Consider the following 15652-nt stretch of genomic DNA (forward strand, 5'->3'; position numbering starts at 1 on the left):
CCAGCGATTCGGCGCTGGTGCACATGGTTTGCAATGCGCGGAAGATGGCTTCCCGGCAATGGCCGCTACCACCTCAACGCCGCCACCCGCAGCGCATCCACCGCCATATCGATGAACGCCCGCACGCGATGCGCGGCGTGCCGCCCTTCCCTGTGCACCACATGAATCGGCAGCGGCGGCCGCTCGAAGGGCTCCAGCACCAGGCGCAGTGCGCCGTCCTGCACGGGCTTGGCGATCTGGTAGAGCGGCAGGCGCGTGATGCCTTGCCCGGCCAGGGCGCAGTCTGCCGCAGCCTCGTTGGTCATGGACATGAGGCGCGGCTGAAGGCGCACGGCCAGGGCCTTGTCGCCTTCAAGAAACCGCCATTCGGGTGTGGAGGTGAGGCCGGATGCGGTGATGGTGGTGTGCTGCGCTAGCTCCTCGGGCCGCTGGGGCACGCCGTGGCTGGCCAGGTATGCGGGCGAGGCACACAGCACCTGCCGCACGCTGCCCACGCGGATCGCCTGCAGCGAGGAATCGGGCAGATCGCCGATGCGCACGGCCACGTCCACGCCCTCATCCACCAGGCTGACCACGCGGTCCACAAACCAGCAGTTGACGTCCACCTCGGGAAACCGGCCCAGGTAGTCGTGCACCACGGGCAGCACGTGCATGCGCCCGAAGTTGACCGGCGCCGTGAGCGTGAGCCGGCCGCGCGGTGCGGCATGGGCGCTGGCAGCGTGCTCGTCGGCCTCTTCCAGCTCGGCCAGGATGCGGCGGCAGCTGTCGGCGTAGGCCGTGCCGGCCTCGGTCACGCGCACGAAGCGCGTGGTGCGCGTGAGCAGGCGCACGCCCAGGCGCTCCTCCAGGTCGGAGACGGCCCGCGTCACCACCGAGGGCGAGACCTTGAGCCGACGTGCGGCCGAGGCGAAGCCGCCCGTGTCCACCACTGCGAGAAATGCCGTCATGGACTGGAAGCGATCCATCTGTGCCTGCCTTGTCTGTGTCGTGTATCTGCCCGGCTGCGAGCGGCCCGCGCAGGCCTGCCCAGGTTTGCGCCGGCGCTTTGTTCGCGTTCCCGCAAGAGTGACTTGCCGCCGCCAGGGATTCTAAAGATGCGGGCGGAGAAGGAGGATACGTCCCGTGGCGCCGACAACCGGCGCCTTCACCAACCCCAAGGAACCGCAATGAAGCTCTACCACTTTCCCCTGTCCGGCCACGCCCATCGCGCCCGCCTCTTCCTCGGCCTGCTGGGCGTGGAGCATGAGCTGGTCCACGTGGACCTGGCCAACGGCGCGCAGAAGAAGCCCGAATTCCTGGCGCTGAACCCGCTGGGCCAGGTGCCGGTGCTGGACGACAACGGCACGGTGATTGCCGACTCCAACGCCATCCTGGTCTACCTGGCGCGCAAGCTGGACCGCCAGGACTGGATGCCCCTGGGCGCACAGGCCGAGGCCGAGATCCAGAAATGGCTGAGCATCGCCGCCGGCCCCATTGCCTTCGGCCCGGCGGCGGCCCGGCTGGTCACGGTGTTCAAGGCCCCCTTCCAGGCCGAGGAAGTGATAGCCCGCGCCCACGCCATCCTCGGCAAGATCGAGGCGCAATTGACCACCCGCCCCTTCCTCACCGGAAGCACGCCCACGATTGCCGACGTGGCCCTGTACAGCTACATCGCCAGCGCGCCCGAGGGCAATGTGGACCTGCAACCCTACCGCGAAGTGCGCGCCTGGCTGGGCCGCATCGAGGCGCTGCCGGGCTTCGTGGCATTCGCCCAGACACCGGCCGGCCTGCGGGCCTGAGTGCCTGAGCCACACCTCCCCTGAAACCCCGGCAAAGGAGCGCACCATGCAACCGCAACCCCTGCAAAACCCTGCCTCGCCCTGGCATGCGGGCGAACTGGCGATCCAGCAAAGCGTTGGCGTCTTGGGCCGCATGGACATGCCGGGCCGCAAGTTCCTGCGCCCCTTCCTGCTGGACCAGCACCGCGAGTTCTATCCTCTGCTGCATTTCGTGGTGCTGGGCAGCGTGGATGCGCAAGGCGATGCCTGGGCCACGGTACGGGCCGGCGAGCCGGGCTTCCTGCACTCTCCCGATCCATCGACCCTGCATGTGGCGGCGGGCCGTGATGCGGCCGACCCGGCCGAGCCGGGCCTGGCCGATGGCCATGCCGTGGGCCTGCTGGGCATGGACCCCATGACGCGCCGGCGCAACCGGCTCAACGGCACCGTGCGGCGCAAGACAGGCGTTGATGGGGCGGACGCCTTCGACATCGGCGTGGTCCAGAGCTTCGGCAACTGCCCGCGTTATATCCAGAACCGCAGCGTCCGGTTCGTCCGGCCTGCGGACGAGCCCACGCAGTTGCCGGCGTTCGAACTGGCATCACTGGACCCGCGCGCGCAGGCACTGATTGCGCAGGCGGATACGTTCTACGTGGCGTCCTACGTTGATGGGGAGGATGGCCTGCGCCAGGTCGATGTCTCCCACCGTGGCGGCAAGCCGGGCTTTGTGCGGATCGACGCCGATGGAACGCTGACCATCCCCGACTTCTCGGGCAACCTGTTCTTCATGACCCTGGGCAACTTCCTGGTCAATCCCAAGGCGGGCCTGCTGTTCATCGACTCCGAAACCGGGGAAATGCTGCAGATGACGGGCGAGGCCAGCGTCATCCTCGACTCCCCGGAAATCGCCGCCTTCGAGGGCGCCGAGCGCCTGTGGACCTTCAAGCCCCGCCGCATCCTGCGCCGGCCCGACGCCCTGCCGCTGCGCTGGAGCATGGCGGCCGACGGCTGGTCGCCCCACCTGCAGATGACTGGAAGCTGGGCCGATGTCAGCCAGCGCTTGGCCGCCGCCCGGCTGGGGCGGCAGTGGCGGCCGTTCCGGGTGGCGCAGGTCGTGGATGAGAGCTCCACCATCCGCTCGCTCTACCTGGAGCCGGCCGATGGCATGGCCACGGTGGCCCCCCTGGCCGGCCAGCACCTGCCGCTGCGCCTCACGCTGGCGGACGGCAGCCACCTGCAGCGCACCTATACGCTGTCGCTGGCGCCTTCGGACGGGCGCTTGCGCATCAGCGTCAAGACGCAAGGCCGCGCATCCAGCCATCTGCATGGCCTGAAGCCAGGCGATCTGGTCGAGGCCCGCCCGCCCGCTGGCAGCTTCACCGCCGATGCGGCCCTGCGCCGCCCCGCCGTGCTGCTGGCCGCGGGCATAGGCATCACGCCCTTGCTGGCCATGCTGCGCCACATCGTCCACGAAGGCCAGCGCACCCGCAGCCTGCGGCCCACCTGGCTGTTCCAGGCGGCTCGCACGCGCAGCGAACGGGCCTTTGACACGGAGATTGCCGAACTGGTGAAGGCCGGCAATGCCGAGGTGCACTGGGTGCGCACGCTCAGCCAGCCCGGCACGGCAAAGGCCGGCCGAGACTACGACCATGAGGGCCACATCGACATGGCCCTGTTGAAAGCCACCCTGCCCTGGGACGATTACGACTTCTACCTCTGCGGCCCGGACGCCTTCATGCAGGCCACCTATGACGGCCTGCGCGAACGCAATGTGCCCGACGAGCGCATCCACGCAGAAGCCTTCGGTCCCTCGGCCCTGAAGCGATCCATGGCCGGTGCAGCCCCCGCCGTCGAACTGCCTGCACCCGCCACACAGCCTGTCCGCATCATCTTTGCCGACTCGGCCAAGGAAGCGCGCTGGAAGCCCGGCGACGGCAGCCTGCTGGAAGTGGCCGAGGCCCGGGGGCTGGAGCCCGCCTTCGGCTGCCGGGGCGGCAGCTGCGGCGACTGCCGCGCGCGTGTGCTGCAGGGCGGGGTGACCTATGCCTCGCCACCCTCCTTCGCCGTGCCAGCAGGCGAGGCCCTGATCTGCTGCGCCGTGCCTGCGCAGGAGACGGGGGAGGCTTTGCATCTGGCGTTGTGAGGAGCCTGTCTCTGCGCGCTTTCCACATCAGGACATACCGACGGCAAAAGGCACATCAGCGATTGCTGCCCAATGCTTGGCTGCATCTAGCCTTCTATCTGGACGAGTATCGATTCATCAAGCTCTATGACTTCAAACAGGCCCTGACCCCGCTCATAGACCTCCCCTGACAGGAACCGAACCACTTTCTGGCCGATGAGCATGCACATCTCCACGACAAAGCCATCTGCATCCCGGCGCATGTCTTTTATCCGCACAAGGCCCAAGGGCAACTCAGCCAGCAGTCGGTCACGGTAACCAATGGATGCAGGCACGCCGGGACCCGACTCAGACGCCTCTGGAGTCACAAGGTACAGGCCGTGAAACCCGCTGCCATCGTCGATACGGGAAAGCATTGACCAGACACGTCCGTCCACCAGTTGGATCCAAATCTCGATGAACTGGAGATAGGGCACCTGCGGATGGCTCCAGACTGCTTCGCCAGGTACCCAGTGCTGCCGACCTGATTCATCCATATCCCAGCGGCCACCTTCGGCCAACGCCATCTCGCAAGCTCGCCAGCCCACAATCACCTGCTGGTCGAGATCCTGAAGGGACGGGAACTGGCGCGGCCCCATGGGCTGGATGGAGCTCCCGGGGGCCGGCTCGGTGTCGTCGATATGGACTACCGCGAACCCTTCCTGCTCACTCGGCGGCTCGAACATGGCAAACACGCTGCGAATGGCCTGCTCCGGCACCTGGTGATCGGCTCGCCGCTGCGTGTTCCTCCGCAAGGCGGTCTGCAAATCGGCTTTGAGCCAAATACAGACTACGGGCACGCCATGTGATCTGGCGATCTGAATGGCACGCTCACGATGCACCGTCTTCGGAAGGGCGGCATCAAAGAACACCGCATCACCACCCAACGCTGCGGCGTTCTGTTGAATCCAGCTGCTCTTGCCTGCAGCTTGCACCCCCACCACCACATAGAGCTTGGTCGCGGGCGAGCTGACAGACAGTGCTTTGTCCAAGTCCCGGTACGCCAACTCCCATGCGGCAGCACTGCGTTCCGGGGTGAACAGGCGACCTTGTTCGGTTTCCAGATAGTGGTCTGGATTGATGTGCTTTGTAGTGTCCATGGTGAGCTGCAAGATTCTGGATCACTGTAGCTGGGCACGGCGCCGTACCGTCCGCAGACAAACGAACCCGCCATGCAAAACGGCCTTGATCGATACACTCGCTGCAATTCCTGCGCCCTCGTACACGCCGCAAATCCAAAGCCCTGCCCATGCAACTCACCAACTGCCTGCTCCGCCTGTCGCCCTTGGTCCTCACCTGCCACATCGGCCTGGCCTGCGCACAGATCACCACGCCCTCAGCAGGCACCTATGTGCGCAAGGGCGGGGGTGGCGATCTGGTGGTGCGGGCCAATGGCAAGTTCCATATCCAGACCGTCGGTGCCAACGGCCATACCTGTGAGCTGGAAGGCACCATCACCAACGGCCGGGCCAGGATGGCGAATTCGGCCTGCGCCGTGGACTTCACGCCTGCCGGTCAGCGCGTCGGGGTCGACGCGGCCACCGCCGAGGCATGCCGGGACTTCTGCGGCATGCGGGCCTGGTTCGGTGGCGACTACCTTCGGCCCACACCCGGCTGCACGGACAAGGCCATTGCCGCATCGCGCAGAAACTTCAAGCGCGCGTACGACGCCAAGGACTACCGCCTGGCGCTGACCACGCTGGCGCCGGTGCTGCAGGACTGCGATGAGGTGCTGACCGGCGTTACCAAGGGCTGGCTGCGCAACGACCTGGCGCTGGCACAGCTTCGCTCGGGCGACGCAGCCGCCTGCCGCCAGACCCTGGCCCCGCTGGCCGAGGAAGCTGGCAAGACGGATCAGGAACTGCGCGAGGCCTATCCACCCACCGATGCCGATGTGGTGCTGCCCATGCTCAAGGCTGCGCGCACCAATCTGCGCTTGTGCAGTTGAGGCGGTGCCATCGCCATGAAAGATCCCGCATCGCCCAACGCAGGAATCTCCGGGCATTTCCGGCGTGAGGCGAAGTGGATGCTGTGGGTGCTTGGCGTGCTGCCCTTGGCGCTTGCCTTGCTGGCAGCGTGGCTGGCGCCACTGATCCTGAACCATGTGGAGAAAGACAAATGCCTGAAAGCTGGAGCACAGATCTCCAGGCAAACCGGCAAGTGCGAACGCCCTGAACAGGCGCCCCCGAAGGAGTGAGTTGCGGGCTATCCCGTTGCCAGCCTGGCGCACGACGATGCCCTGTGCTTGGGCGTGGTGTCCATGCTGTAGCGGATCGGCGGCGGCCCGGGCGTCTTGCCCTATCCTTGTGCGCTTTCATTCCAACTGAGCAGCGCCCTTGAACAGGGCTTGACCCCTTGCCACCCATGACCGATATCCGCCCCGCCCGCTTTCCCGAAGACCTCGACGCCGTGGTCCGCATCTTCCGGGAGTACGTGGCCAGCCCCACCGTGAGCCTGGACTTCCAGGACTTCGAGACCGAGTTCGCCGCCCTGCCCGGCAAGTACGCCGCGCCCGAGGGCTGCGTGCTGCTGGCCTGGAAAGACGGCCAGCCCGTGGGCTGCGCCGCCCTGCGCCAGGTGGATGCGCAGACAGGCGAAATGAAGCGCGTCTACGTGCGCCCCACGGTACGCGGCGAGAACCTGGGTCGCCGCCTGGTGGAAGGCATCCTGGACGCTGCGCGCCACGCGGGCTACACCCGCATCTGCCTGGACGTGCTGCCCGAGTTCCAGGCTGCGCAGCGGCTGTATGAGTCCCTGGGTTTTACGGATGCAGAGCCGGTGAGCTTCAATCCCGTGCCGGGCACGCGTTATCTCGGACTGGATCTTTGAGGCATGCACCCTCCGGCAGGCGGCCTTCAGCGCCTGCACGGCTTCCGATGCGCTGACACCCGGTCCCTGAGTCCTCGTCTGCAAGCATTCAGCACGGTGAGACCGTAGCCCATACCCCGGTCCAACAGCCTGCCCGCAAGCGCAGCGGCGGTACGGACCACCTCTCCCCGCATCCTTCATCCGCAAATGCCCGTGGCCGAGCCGGGCGGCCTGCGCTTGTGCCCCGTGAATACCACCCATGGCGAATGGCGCTGCCTGGGACCAAACGCTCATTGGCAGCATCTCTATTCACCTGGCATTTCAAACCTGATTTTAGGAATTGTCCTAAGGATAATTCTGAAAATGATCTGTGGGCGACTTCTTTGATTGACCTCGTGCAGGCCATGAAATCAAATGAGGACTCTTCGCACAGCAAACATCAGAAACCCGCCTGGACACTGACAGCGGATTATTCGCCTGCTTGCAACCACTCATTTCCGTCAAATTGCCTTTATTGATCAAGGCGCATTGACTGGAATTCTCGATTCCGCTTCTGATCCAGCGTCTCCATACACCATGCCAGCCTCCATTGCCGCCACCTTCTATCAGATCGGCTATGCCGACATGCTTGCTCGCCAAATGGAGCAAAAACAGATCGATGCCATTGTGCTCACGCCACAGGAATACGCAGACATACTGAGTGACAAGGCGCGCAACAATCCTCGCCTGGCGGGCACGCTGCATGCCATGCTGGCCCACAGTGCGCTTGGGCGATACTGGACACACACCGCCAGCCCGAATGCAGGCAAACCCTGGGTCGCTCCCGCCTCCCTGATGGTCAGCGACGCGTACCTCATCACCAAAACGCTGATTGCATTGGGCTTGGCCGGTGCCCGCTCCTATATCAAGACAACCGCCACAGGCACCTATATCATCATCACGGGCTACGCGGGACTTCGCCGCAAGTTGCTGCAAGGCACGCGATTCCTTGCCGCCAATCCACGCATGGTCCAGATGGGCCTGGGTATTCGCGGTCTGCAGAATGTGGCCAAGGGCGGGTTCCTTCTGAGCCTGGTGGTGGGCACCGGGATAGAGACACTGGACTTCATCTTCAATGACGAGAAGACCATGCATGATCTTGTGGGTGGGATTGGAGTGGAGGCGGTCAAGGCGGGATTGGCGACAATAGCGGGTTTGACCGCGGGAATGACGACTGCAAGCATGATATCTGTTGCCGTACTGCCCTTAGCAATCATGGCTGCAATGATTCTTATTACCAGTCTCGCACTGAATTCCGCTGACGAGCGCTGGCAGATAAAGCAAAACGTTATCAAGGCTATAAAATCCACGCCAAATGATACAGCGCAGGGATTTTACCGGATTAACACAAGCCATCCAGATTGGAGCAACATTCAGTCAAGGAATCCTTCAAACAAAAATAACGAAACACTCTACATTCCCGAAAAGAATAGTGAAGACCTATTGTGCAAATTAAGCCACAGAAGATAAAAATGCATGATATTCAAAGAATCAGAAAAAACGCCTACCTCGGGATCTTACTGACCACCCTGGTATTATTATCGTGCGTCTTCTTAATTAATGAAACAATTATAACAACAACCCATGAAATCAAAACACTGGCGCCAGTCGTTCGAATATGGCCAATGGCACCTTTTCCGGTTCTTTGCTTACCATTTCTCTTATCATTGATTTTACTATATATCGTAAAAGCCATTCCTTGCAAGCCACGCATTCAAACAAATATAGAAGGCATATTAATCAAATCGCTTATTTTATGCTTTATCTCGGCACTATTCTGTCTTTTATTCCTAGCCCCGCTTCAATATAAGGCAATGCCAAAACTCGGCTACACCCATTGCAACCTCCTACAAGGCCATCCAAACATGTATTTCTCAGACTGGGTCAAAAACCCAGAATGGTGCGTTCGCGGAAAAACCAGGGAATGGGTCAAAGAGCAGGCCAGGCTCTCCGGCAACCTTGAAAATCCCTGAAATAAAAAAAAGCGCAGACCACATGGTCCGCGCTTTTTTGCATCCTACGGCAGCCGTGCTGCCAACTCCCTCAGAACGCCTCTTCACTCATCTCCGCGCAGGTCATGTCGCGCTCACGCACGACCTTGAGCCATGCGCCTATCCGGGGCAGTTCGTATCGGAAGAAGTAGCGCATGGCGGCCATGCGACCAGCGTTGGCGGGTTCGGCCAGGGCGGCGTCCTTGGCGAGTACGGCCAGGGACACGTCCAGCCAGGTCCAGGCCAGCACCGTGTGGCCAAAGGCCTGCATATACGGCACGGCATTGGCCAGGGCCTGTTGCGGGTCGTCGGTGGCCCATGCGGCCTTGGTGGCGGCGCCGACTTCCTGCAGGGCCTTGGCCAGTTCATTGGCATGGCCAGCCAGTTCGGGCCGGGCCATGGCGCGCTGGATGGTGTCGTTGATGCGCGAGGCCAGCAGCTGCAGGCCCCTGCCGCCCTCCATGAGCACCTTGCGGCCCAGCAGGTCCATGGCCTGTATGCCGTGCGTGCCTTCATGGATCATGTTCAGGCGGTTGTCGCGCCAATATTGCTCCACGGGAAAGTCGCGCGTGTAGCCGTAGCCGCCGTGGATCTGGATGGCCAGGGAGTTGGCCTCCAGGCAGAACTCGCTGGGCCAGCTCTTGGAGATGGGGGTCAGCACTTCCAGCAGCAGCCGGGCCTCGGCCACGGATTCGGGCGTGCCGGTGTGCTGCTCATCGACCAGGCGTGCGCAGAACAGGTTCAGCGCCAGCGCGCCTTCGCAATAGGACTTCTGCGCCAGCAGCATGCGCTTGACGTCGGCGTGCTCGATGATGCGCGACTGGGGGCGCGTGGCATCCTTGCCGGCTGCACCCGGCGCCCCCTTGATCGGCCGGCCCTGCGGGCGGTTCTGCGCATAGTCCAGGCTGGCGTGGTAGCCGGCCAGGCCCAGCATGGTGGCGGCCATGCCGATGGAGATGCGGGCCTCGTTCATCATGTGGAACATGCATTTGAGGCCCTCGCCGGGCTTGCCGACGAGGTAGCCCACGGCCCCGGCGCCGCCGCGCACGGGAAAGCGCCCTTCCCCGAAGTTCAGCAGCGTATTGGTGGTGCCGCGCCAGCCCAGCTTGTGGTTGAGGCCGGCCAGGGCCACGTCGTTGCGCTCGCCGGTGAGTTGGCCTTCGGTGTCCACGAGCTTCTTGGGCACGATGAACAGCGAGATGCCCCGCACGCCGGGCACGGGCTTGCCATCGGGGCCGGGGATCTTGGCCAGCACGAGGTGGACGATGTTCTCGGTCAGCTCATGGTCACCCGCGCTGATCCACATCTTGTTGCCCTTGAGACGGTAGCGCGGGCCCAGCGCATCGCTCTCGAAATCGGCGCCATCGGGCTCGGCACGGGTGGCAATGTCGCTCAGTGACGAGCCGGCCTGGGGTTCGGACAGGCACATGGTGCCGGCCCAGCGGCCATTGAATTCATTGGTGGCAAAGACCTGCTTTTGCATGTCCGTGCCGTGGGCCATGATGGCATTGGCATTGCCCGAGGTCAGCATGTTGGAGCCGATGCTGATGGAGGCCGCCGCGAAGAAGCTGTTGGCTGCCGCCTCCACGGTGTAGGGCAGCTGCATGCCGCCGATGTCGTAGTCCTGGGCGGCGCTGAGCATGCCCGAGTCGGCATAGGCCTGGCGCGCATCGTGGGTGCACTGGGGCAGGATGACTTTCTCGCCGTCGAACTGCGGCTCATGCGTGTCCACGGTGCGGTTGAAGGGGGCGTATTTCTCGCGGGCGATGCGCTCGCAGGTGTCGAGCACGGCATCGAAGGTGTCGCGCGAATGGTCGGCAAAGCGCTCGCGCTCGCCCAGCGCATCGGCGCGCAGCCATTCATAGAGCAGGAAATCGATGGTGGAACGCAGGCGCATGGTGATGTCCGGAATCAAAAAAGAAGCCGCAGACGCCGCCAGAGGAAGCGCGTGCGGCCAACAGGAGTAACGGGAACAGGCGGTGGCGGCCGCAGCCGCCACCTGCACTTACAGCACTTCGAACACGCCGGCGGCACCCATGCCGCCGCCGATGCACATGGTCACGCAGACACGCTTGGCACCGCGGCGCTTGCCTTCGATCAGGGCGTGGCCCGTCAGGCGCTGGCCCGACACGCCATAGGGATGGCCCAGGGCGATGGCGCCGCCGTTGACATTGAGGCGATCGTTGGGGATGCCCAGCTTGTCGCGGCAGTACAGCACCTGCACGGCAAAGGCTTCATTGAGCTCCCACAGGTCGATGTCCTGCACCGTCAGGCCCAGCTTCTTGAGCACCTTGGGCACGGCGAAGACGGGGCCGATGCCCATTTCGTCGGGCTCGCAGCCGGCCACGGCAAAGCCCAGGAAGCGGCCAAGAGGCTTGAGGTTGTTGCGCGAGGCATAGTCCTCGCTCACCACCACGCAGGCGCCTGCGCCATCGGAGAACTGGCTGGCATTGCCGGCCGAGATCACGCCGCCGGGCAGCGCGGGGCGGATGCCCGAGATGCCTTCCTTGGTCGTGCCTTCGCGCACGCCCTCGTCCTTGCTGCAGGTCACTTCCTTGGTGATCAGGCCGCGCACCTTGTCGGCCACGCCCATGGTCACGGTGATGGGCGCGATCTCGGCGTCCAGCAGGCCGGCGGCCTGGGCCGCGCAGGCCTTTTGCTGGCTGGCGGCGCCGTATTCGTCCATGGCGTCACGGCCGATGCCGTAGCGCTTGGCGACCTGTTCGGCGGTCTGCAGCATGCTCCAGTAGATCTCGGGCTTTTGCTTGGCCAGGGCCAGGTCCTGGATCATGTGCAGGTTCATTTCCTGCTGCACGCAGGAGATGGACTCCACGCCGCCGGCCACGTAGACATCGCCCTCGCCCGCGATGATGCGCTGCGATGCGGTGGCGATGGTCTGCAGGCCCGAGGAGCAGAAGCGGTTGATGGTCATGCCCGATGCGGTGATGGGCAGGCCGGCCTTGAGCGCGATCTGGCGCGCAATGTTCATGCCGGTGGCGCCTTCGGGGTTGGCGCAGCCCATGATCACGTCATCGACGGCGGCAGGGTCGACGCCTGCGCGCTGCACGGCGTGCTGCACGGCATGGCCGCCCAGCGTGGCGCCATGGGTCATGTTGAAGGAGCCCTTCCAGCTTTTGGCCAGGGGCGTGCGGGCGGTGGAAACGATCACGGCGGATGTCATGGATATTCCTTGTATGGCGGGTTTGCGGTGGTTCGCAAAAAGTTCGTGCGCCGCACGTCTCAGCTGAATTGCTTGCCTTCGGCCGCCAGCTTCGCCAGCAGCGGGGCAGGCTGCCAGAAATCGGCGTCGTCGTTGGGGTTCTTGGCGAAGCGGTTCATGGCCTGGACCACGTTGAACAGCCCGACCTCACCCGCGTAGTGCATGGGGCCGCCGCGCCAGATGGGGAAGCCATAGCCGGTCAGGTAGACCATGTCGATATCGCCCGACTTGCCGGCGATGCCGTCTTCCAGGATGTGGGCGCCTTCGTTGACCAGGGCGAAGACCAGGCGCTGGACGATTTCCTCATCGGAGATCTTGCGCGGGGTGATGCCCAGCTCCTTGCGGTGGGACTCGATCATCTGGTTGACCAGCTCGGACGGGATGGCGTCGCGCTTGCCCGCCTGGTAGTCGTACCAGCCCGCACCGGTCTTCTGGCCGAAGCGGCCCAGCTCGCACAGCTTGTCGGCCGTGCGGCTGTACTTCATGTCGGCGCGCTCGACGGCGCGGCGCTTGCGGATGGCCCAGCCGATGTCGTTGCCGGCCAGATCGCCCATGCGGAACGGGCCCATGGCGAAACCGAACTTCTCGATGGCCTTGTCCACCTGGGCGGGCGTGGCGCCTTCGTCCAGCAGGAAGCCGGCCTGGCGCGAGTACTGCTCGATCATGCGGTTGCCGATGAAGCCATCGCACACGCCCGAGACCACGGCGGTCTTCTTGATCTTCTTGGCCAGCTTCATCACGGTGGCCAGCACGTCCTTGGCGGTGTGCTTGCCGCGCACCACTTCCAGCAGCTTCATCACGTTGGCGGGGCTGAAGAAGTGCATGCCCACCACGTCCTGCGGGCGCTTGGTGAAGGCGGCGATCTTGTCCACGTCCAGCGTGGAGGTGTTGGAGGCCAGGATGGCGCCGGGCTTGGCCACCTCGTCCAGTTGCTTGAACACGGTTTCCTTGACGCCCAGTTCCTCGAACACCGCCTCGATGATGAGGTCGGCATTCTTGAGCGCGTCATACGACAGCGTGGTGCTCAGCAGCGCCATGCGCTGGTCGTACTTTTCCTGGGTGAGCTTGCCCTTCTTGACCTGGGCTTCGTAGTTCTTGCGGATGGTGGCCACGCCACGGTCCAGCGCTTCCTGCTTGGTCTCCAGAATGGTCACGGGAATGCCCGCGTTCAGGAAGTTCATGGAGATGCCGCCGCCCATGGTGCCGGCACCGATGACGCCCACGGTCTTGATGTCGCGCACAGCCGTGTCCGAGGGCACGTCGGCGATCTTGGAGGCCGCGCGCTCGGCCATGAACAGGTGGCGCAGCGCGCGCGACTCGGGCGACCACATCAGTTGCATGAAGGCATCGCGCTCCAGGGCCATGCCTTCGTCGAACTTCTTGCGCGCGGCGTTCTCCACCGTGTCCACGCAGCGGGCCGGGGCCGGGTAGTTCTTGGCCATGCCCTTGACCATGTTGCGCGCGAACTGGAAGTAGGCGTCGCCCTGGGGATGCTTGCAGGGCAGGTCGCGCACGCGCGGCAGCGGACGCTTGTCGGCCACTTCCAGCGCAAACGCCTTGGCCTCGTCCAGCAGGGACTCGGGCGAAGCGGCCATCTTGTCGAACAGCTTCTGGCCGGGGATGGAGGCCAGCAGCTCGCTCTTGACGGGTTCGCCGCTGACAATCATGTTCAGCGCGGTCTCCACGCCCAGCACGCGCGGCAGGCGCTGCGTGCCGCCTGCACCGGGCAGCAGGCCCAGCTTGACTTCAGGCAGGGCCACCAGGGTGCCGGGAGCGGCCACGCGGTAGTTGCAGCCCAGCGCCAGCTCCAGCCCACCGCCCATGCAGACGGTGTGGATGGCGGCCACCACGGGCTTGCTGCCCTGGTCCAGCGAGTTGATCAGCGAGACCAGGTGAGGCTCGCGATACGCCTCTTCCTTGCCGAACTCGTTGATATCGGCGCCGCCCGAGAAGGCCTTGCCGGCACCCGTGATGACGATGGCCTTGATGGCCGGGTCGGCGTAAGCCTTGTCCAGCCCCTCGACGATGCCGCGGCGCGTGGAAAGGCCCAGGCCGTTGACGGGGGGATTGTTGAGCGTGATCACGGCAACCGAGCCGTCGACCTTGTATTCAGCCGTCATGCAATGTCTCCTGAGGTTTAAGCAAATAGTACGGACGTGCTTTTTCCATTCTAGGAAGGCTTGACCGGCAGCGCCATGCCGTTGGCGGTGCAAGCTGTCCCGGTCGGGACAAGTTTTGCTGCGCTGCAGCGTCCAGCAGGTCTCGCCGGGGTCCGCGCCCGCGCCAGCTTACGGGGAGGCGGCCTCGCAAAGTCATGCAAGCGCCAAGGCTCCAGTGTTTGTACCGACAGGGAAATCCAGCTTGAGGGACTTGACCTTCCCACCGTAGCAATGCCCAGACTGCATGGACCTTCAACCCCCAAGGAGTTTTTCATGCAGTTTTTTCTTGAAGACATGACCTGTGGCGGCTGCGCCCGTTCCGTGACCAAGGCCATAAAGACCGTCGATCCGGATGCCAGGGTGGCCACGGACCCGCTGACCCGTGGGGTGGAGGTGCAGACCAGCGCCACCGAGGAGCAGATCGCCACCGCACTGCGCCAGGCGGGCTACCCGCCAGGCAAGGGATGACACGCCGCCGCAATCCGTCGGCAAGGCCGATGGATTGCGGCCCTCCCACGGACGCGAGCCCCGCGCCAGCCTCCTCGGAGGGTCACCGGCCCTCCTTGGCGTGATTGATCGTGTAGCGGGGAAGCTCCACGGTCAGATCCTCCCGCCCCACGATGGCCTGGCAGCTCAGGCGCGATTGCGCCTGCAGCCCCCAGGCCCGGTCCAGCATGTCTTCCTCCTGCTCCTCGACGTCGTTCAAGGAGCCGAATCCCTGGCGCACGATGCAGTGGCAGGTCGTGCAGGCGCCGACCTGCTCGCAGGCGTGCTCGATGGCAATGCCGTGGTCCAGCAGGGCTTCGCAGATCGACGTGCCCGCAGGCACCTGCAACACCGCCCCCTCCGGGGCCAGTTCGGCGTGCGCGATCACGGTCAGTTGTGGCATGGTGGCGGCCCTCCCTTCAGTGCGGACAGGCGCAGCGGCCCGCAACTTCGTTCGTCCTGCCGCACGCATGCGGGTGGTTCTTGCGCGGTACGGCGCCTGTGCGCCGCGAGGGTTCCCTCTTGCCGCTATCGGGCTGCTGCAGTCCCTGCAGAATAGGACAGGCCGGCGACTGATCGCCTGCGCAGGATCTGGTCAGCGCCTTCAGGGACGAGGCCACCTGCCGCATGTCATCGATGCGCTGCTCCAACGCCGCGATGTGCTGCTCGGCCACGCGCTTGACGTCCGCGCTGCGCCGCGATGGATCGGTCCACAGGTCCAGCAGGTCCTTTATCTCGTACGCCGAAAAGCCGAAGTCGCGCGCGCCGCGGATGAAGTGCAGCCGCAGGATGTCGGGACCGCCATAGACGCGGTAGCCCGCTTCGCAGCGATTCGCCGGGGGTATCAGCCCGATCTGCTCGTAATAACGAATCATCTTGGCCGAGATACGAGATGCCTTGGAGGCTTCTCCGATGTTCATGGTCTATCTCCTGTTTCAAAGTGCCGTGGCATGGCCTGCCCCGCAGGACCAGCCTCACGGCGTGCACAGCTTGATCCTTCACACAACGTCAAGGTCAAGTGCCCTCGCGGC

The 15652-nt window shown here is 64.4% G+C and carries 14 protein-coding genes and 1 pseudogene; 8 read left to right on the forward strand and 7 right to left on the reverse strand.

Annotated features, from left to right (window positions below):
• Nucleotides 1–65 precede the first annotated feature (65 nt).
• Nucleotides 66–965 carry a LysR family transcriptional regulator gene (locus ACUTR7_RS04170; protein ID WP_099751217.1) on the reverse strand — a complete coding sequence of 300 codons (900 nt, stop codon included), beginning with the start codon at nucleotides 963–965 and terminating at the stop codon, nucleotides 66–68.
• Between the two features lie 201 nt (nucleotides 966–1166).
• Here ACUTR7_RS04170 and ACUTR7_RS04175 point away from each other — a divergent pair, with 201 nt between their 5' ends.
• Complete coding sequence (locus ACUTR7_RS04175) at nucleotides 1167–1778, forward strand: glutathione S-transferase family protein (protein ID WP_088165008.1); 612 nt, start codon at nucleotides 1167–1169, stop codon at nucleotides 1776–1778.
• Nucleotides 1779–1824: 46 nt separating this feature from the next.
• Complete coding sequence (locus ACUTR7_RS04180) at nucleotides 1825–3900, forward strand: FAD-binding oxidoreductase (RefSeq protein WP_445608208.1); 2076 nt, start codon at nucleotides 1825–1827, stop codon at nucleotides 3898–3900.
• Nucleotides 3901–3986: 86 nt separating this feature from the next.
• On the opposite strand, the gene ACUTR7_RS04185 is transcribed toward ACUTR7_RS04180, so the two are convergent.
• The gene (locus ACUTR7_RS04185) at nucleotides 3987–5018 is read right to left on the reverse strand and encodes an AAA family ATPase (RefSeq protein ID WP_207443330.1); all 1032 of its coding nucleotides are present in this window, start codon (nucleotides 5016–5018) and stop codon (nucleotides 3987–3989) included.
• A gap of 149 nt (nucleotides 5019–5167) precedes the next feature.
• Between ACUTR7_RS04185 and ACUTR7_RS04190 the strand changes: the two genes are divergently transcribed.
• From ACUTR7_RS04190 to ACUTR7_RS04210, 5 genes are all read left to right on the forward strand, one after another.
• Nucleotides 5168–5866: a hypothetical protein gene (locus ACUTR7_RS04190; RefSeq protein ID WP_445608209.1), complete on the forward strand. Its 699-nt coding sequence runs from the start codon at nucleotides 5168–5170 to the stop codon at nucleotides 5864–5866.
• 15 nt (nucleotides 5867–5881) lie between these two features.
• Nucleotides 5882–6115, forward strand: a complete 234-nt coding sequence (locus ACUTR7_RS04195) for a hypothetical protein (protein ID WP_199961512.1) — start codon at nucleotides 5882–5884, stop codon at nucleotides 6113–6115.
• Nucleotides 6116–6282: 167 nt separating this feature from the next.
• A complete protein-coding gene (locus tag ACUTR7_RS04200; RefSeq protein WP_199961513.1) occupies nucleotides 6283–6747 on the forward strand; it encodes a GNAT family N-acetyltransferase in 465 nt (154 codons plus the stop codon).
• A gap of 555 nt (nucleotides 6748–7302) precedes the next feature.
• Complete coding sequence (locus ACUTR7_RS04205) at nucleotides 7303–8235, forward strand: hypothetical protein (protein ID WP_233626298.1); 933 nt, start codon at nucleotides 7303–7305, stop codon at nucleotides 8233–8235.
• Nucleotides 8236–8237: 2 nt separating this feature from the next.
• Entirely contained in the window at nucleotides 8238–8738 is a 501-nt protein-coding gene (locus tag ACUTR7_RS04210; protein WP_199961534.1) for a hypothetical protein, read from the forward strand.
• Nucleotides 8739–8808: 70 nt separating this feature from the next.
• Here the strand turns inward: ACUTR7_RS04210 and ACUTR7_RS04215 are convergent, their stop codons facing one another.
• The 3 genes from ACUTR7_RS04215 to ACUTR7_RS04225 all read right to left on the reverse strand — a co-directional run bounded on the left by ACUTR7_RS04215 (nucleotide 8809) and on the right by ACUTR7_RS04225 (nucleotide 14096).
• A complete protein-coding gene (locus ACUTR7_RS04215; RefSeq protein ID WP_445608210.1) occupies nucleotides 8809–10653 on the reverse strand; it encodes an acyl-CoA dehydrogenase in 1845 nt (614 codons plus the stop codon).
• Between the two features lie 108 nt (nucleotides 10654–10761).
• A complete protein-coding gene (locus ACUTR7_RS04220) occupies nucleotides 10762–11937 on the reverse strand; it encodes an acetyl-CoA C-acyltransferase (RefSeq protein WP_013802768.1) in 1176 nt (391 codons plus the stop codon).
• Between the two features lie 59 nt (nucleotides 11938–11996).
• The gene (locus ACUTR7_RS04225) at nucleotides 11997–14096 is read right to left on the reverse strand and encodes a 3-hydroxyacyl-CoA dehydrogenase NAD-binding domain-containing protein (RefSeq protein WP_239971025.1); all 2100 of its coding nucleotides are present in this window, start codon (nucleotides 14094–14096) and stop codon (nucleotides 11997–11999) included.
• 312 nt (nucleotides 14097–14408) lie between these two features.
• On the opposite strand from ACUTR7_RS04225, the gene ACUTR7_RS04230 reads away from it, so the two are divergent.
• Nucleotides 14409–14603 (forward strand): heavy-metal-associated domain-containing protein, encoded by a 195-nt coding sequence (locus tag ACUTR7_RS04230; RefSeq protein ID WP_034392696.1) that lies wholly within the window; start codon nucleotides 14409–14411, stop codon nucleotides 14601–14603.
• A gap of 82 nt (nucleotides 14604–14685) precedes the next feature.
• On the opposite strand, the gene fdx is transcribed toward ACUTR7_RS04230, so the two are convergent.
• Together fdx and cueR are read right to left on the reverse strand one after the other, a co-directional pair.
• Nucleotides 14686–15024 carry an ISC system 2Fe-2S type ferredoxin gene (gene fdx, locus ACUTR7_RS04235; protein WP_034392695.1) on the reverse strand — a complete coding sequence of 113 codons (339 nt, stop codon included), beginning with the start codon at nucleotides 15022–15024 and terminating at the stop codon, nucleotides 14686–14688.
• A gap of 127 nt (nucleotides 15025–15151) precedes the next feature.
• A pseudogene (cueR, locus tag ACUTR7_RS04240) lies at nucleotides 15152–15541 on the reverse strand (Cu(I)-responsive transcriptional regulator); the annotation flags it as partial.
• Nucleotides 15542–15652 lie beyond the last annotated feature (111 nt).

The sequence above is a fragment of the Delftia sp. NA_296.1 genome (assembly GCF_052692095.1).

Excerpts from the sequence above, each read along its gene's own strand:
- ACUTR7_RS04170 (WP_099751217.1), bottom strand. The coding sequence starts at position 965 with ATGGATCGCTTCCAGTCCATGACGGCATTTCTCGCAGTGGTGGACACG.
- ACUTR7_RS04175 (WP_088165008.1), top strand. The coding sequence starts at position 1,167 with ATGAAGCTCTACCACTTTCCCCTGTCCGGCCACGCCCATCGCGCCCGC.
- ACUTR7_RS04180 (WP_445608208.1), top strand. The coding sequence starts at position 1,825 with ATGCAACCGCAACCCCTGCAAAACCCTGCCTCGCCCTGGCATGCGGGC.
- ACUTR7_RS04185 (WP_207443330.1), bottom strand. The coding sequence starts at position 5,018 with ATGGACACTACAAAGCACATCAATCCAGACCACTATCTGGAAACCGAA.
- ACUTR7_RS04190 (WP_445608209.1), top strand. The coding sequence starts at position 5,168 with ATGCAACTCACCAACTGCCTGCTCCGCCTGTCGCCCTTGGTCCTCACC.
- ACUTR7_RS04195 (WP_199961512.1), top strand. The coding sequence starts at position 5,882 with ATGAAAGATCCCGCATCGCCCAACGCAGGAATCTCCGGGCATTTCCGG.
- ACUTR7_RS04200 (WP_199961513.1), top strand. The coding sequence starts at position 6,283 with ATGACCGATATCCGCCCCGCCCGCTTTCCCGAAGACCTCGACGCCGTG.
- ACUTR7_RS04205 (WP_233626298.1), top strand. The coding sequence starts at position 7,303 with ATGCCAGCCTCCATTGCCGCCACCTTCTATCAGATCGGCTATGCCGAC.
- ACUTR7_RS04210 (WP_199961534.1), top strand. The coding sequence starts at position 8,238 with ATGCATGATATTCAAAGAATCAGAAAAAACGCCTACCTCGGGATCTTA.
- ACUTR7_RS04215 (WP_445608210.1), bottom strand. The coding sequence starts at position 10,653 with ATGCGCCTGCGTTCCACCATCGATTTCCTGCTCTATGAATGGCTGCGC.
- ACUTR7_RS04220 (WP_013802768.1), bottom strand. The coding sequence starts at position 11,937 with ATGACATCCGCCGTGATCGTTTCCACCGCCCGCACGCCCCTGGCCAAA.
- ACUTR7_RS04225 (WP_239971025.1), bottom strand. The coding sequence starts at position 14,096 with ATGACGGCTGAATACAAGGTCGACGGCTCGGTTGCCGTGATCACGCTC.
- ACUTR7_RS04230 (WP_034392696.1), top strand. The coding sequence starts at position 14,409 with ATGCAGTTTTTTCTTGAAGACATGACCTGTGGCGGCTGCGCCCGTTCC.
- fdx (WP_034392695.1), bottom strand. The coding sequence starts at position 15,024 with ATGCCACAACTGACCGTGATCGCGCACGCCGAACTGGCCCCGGAGGGG.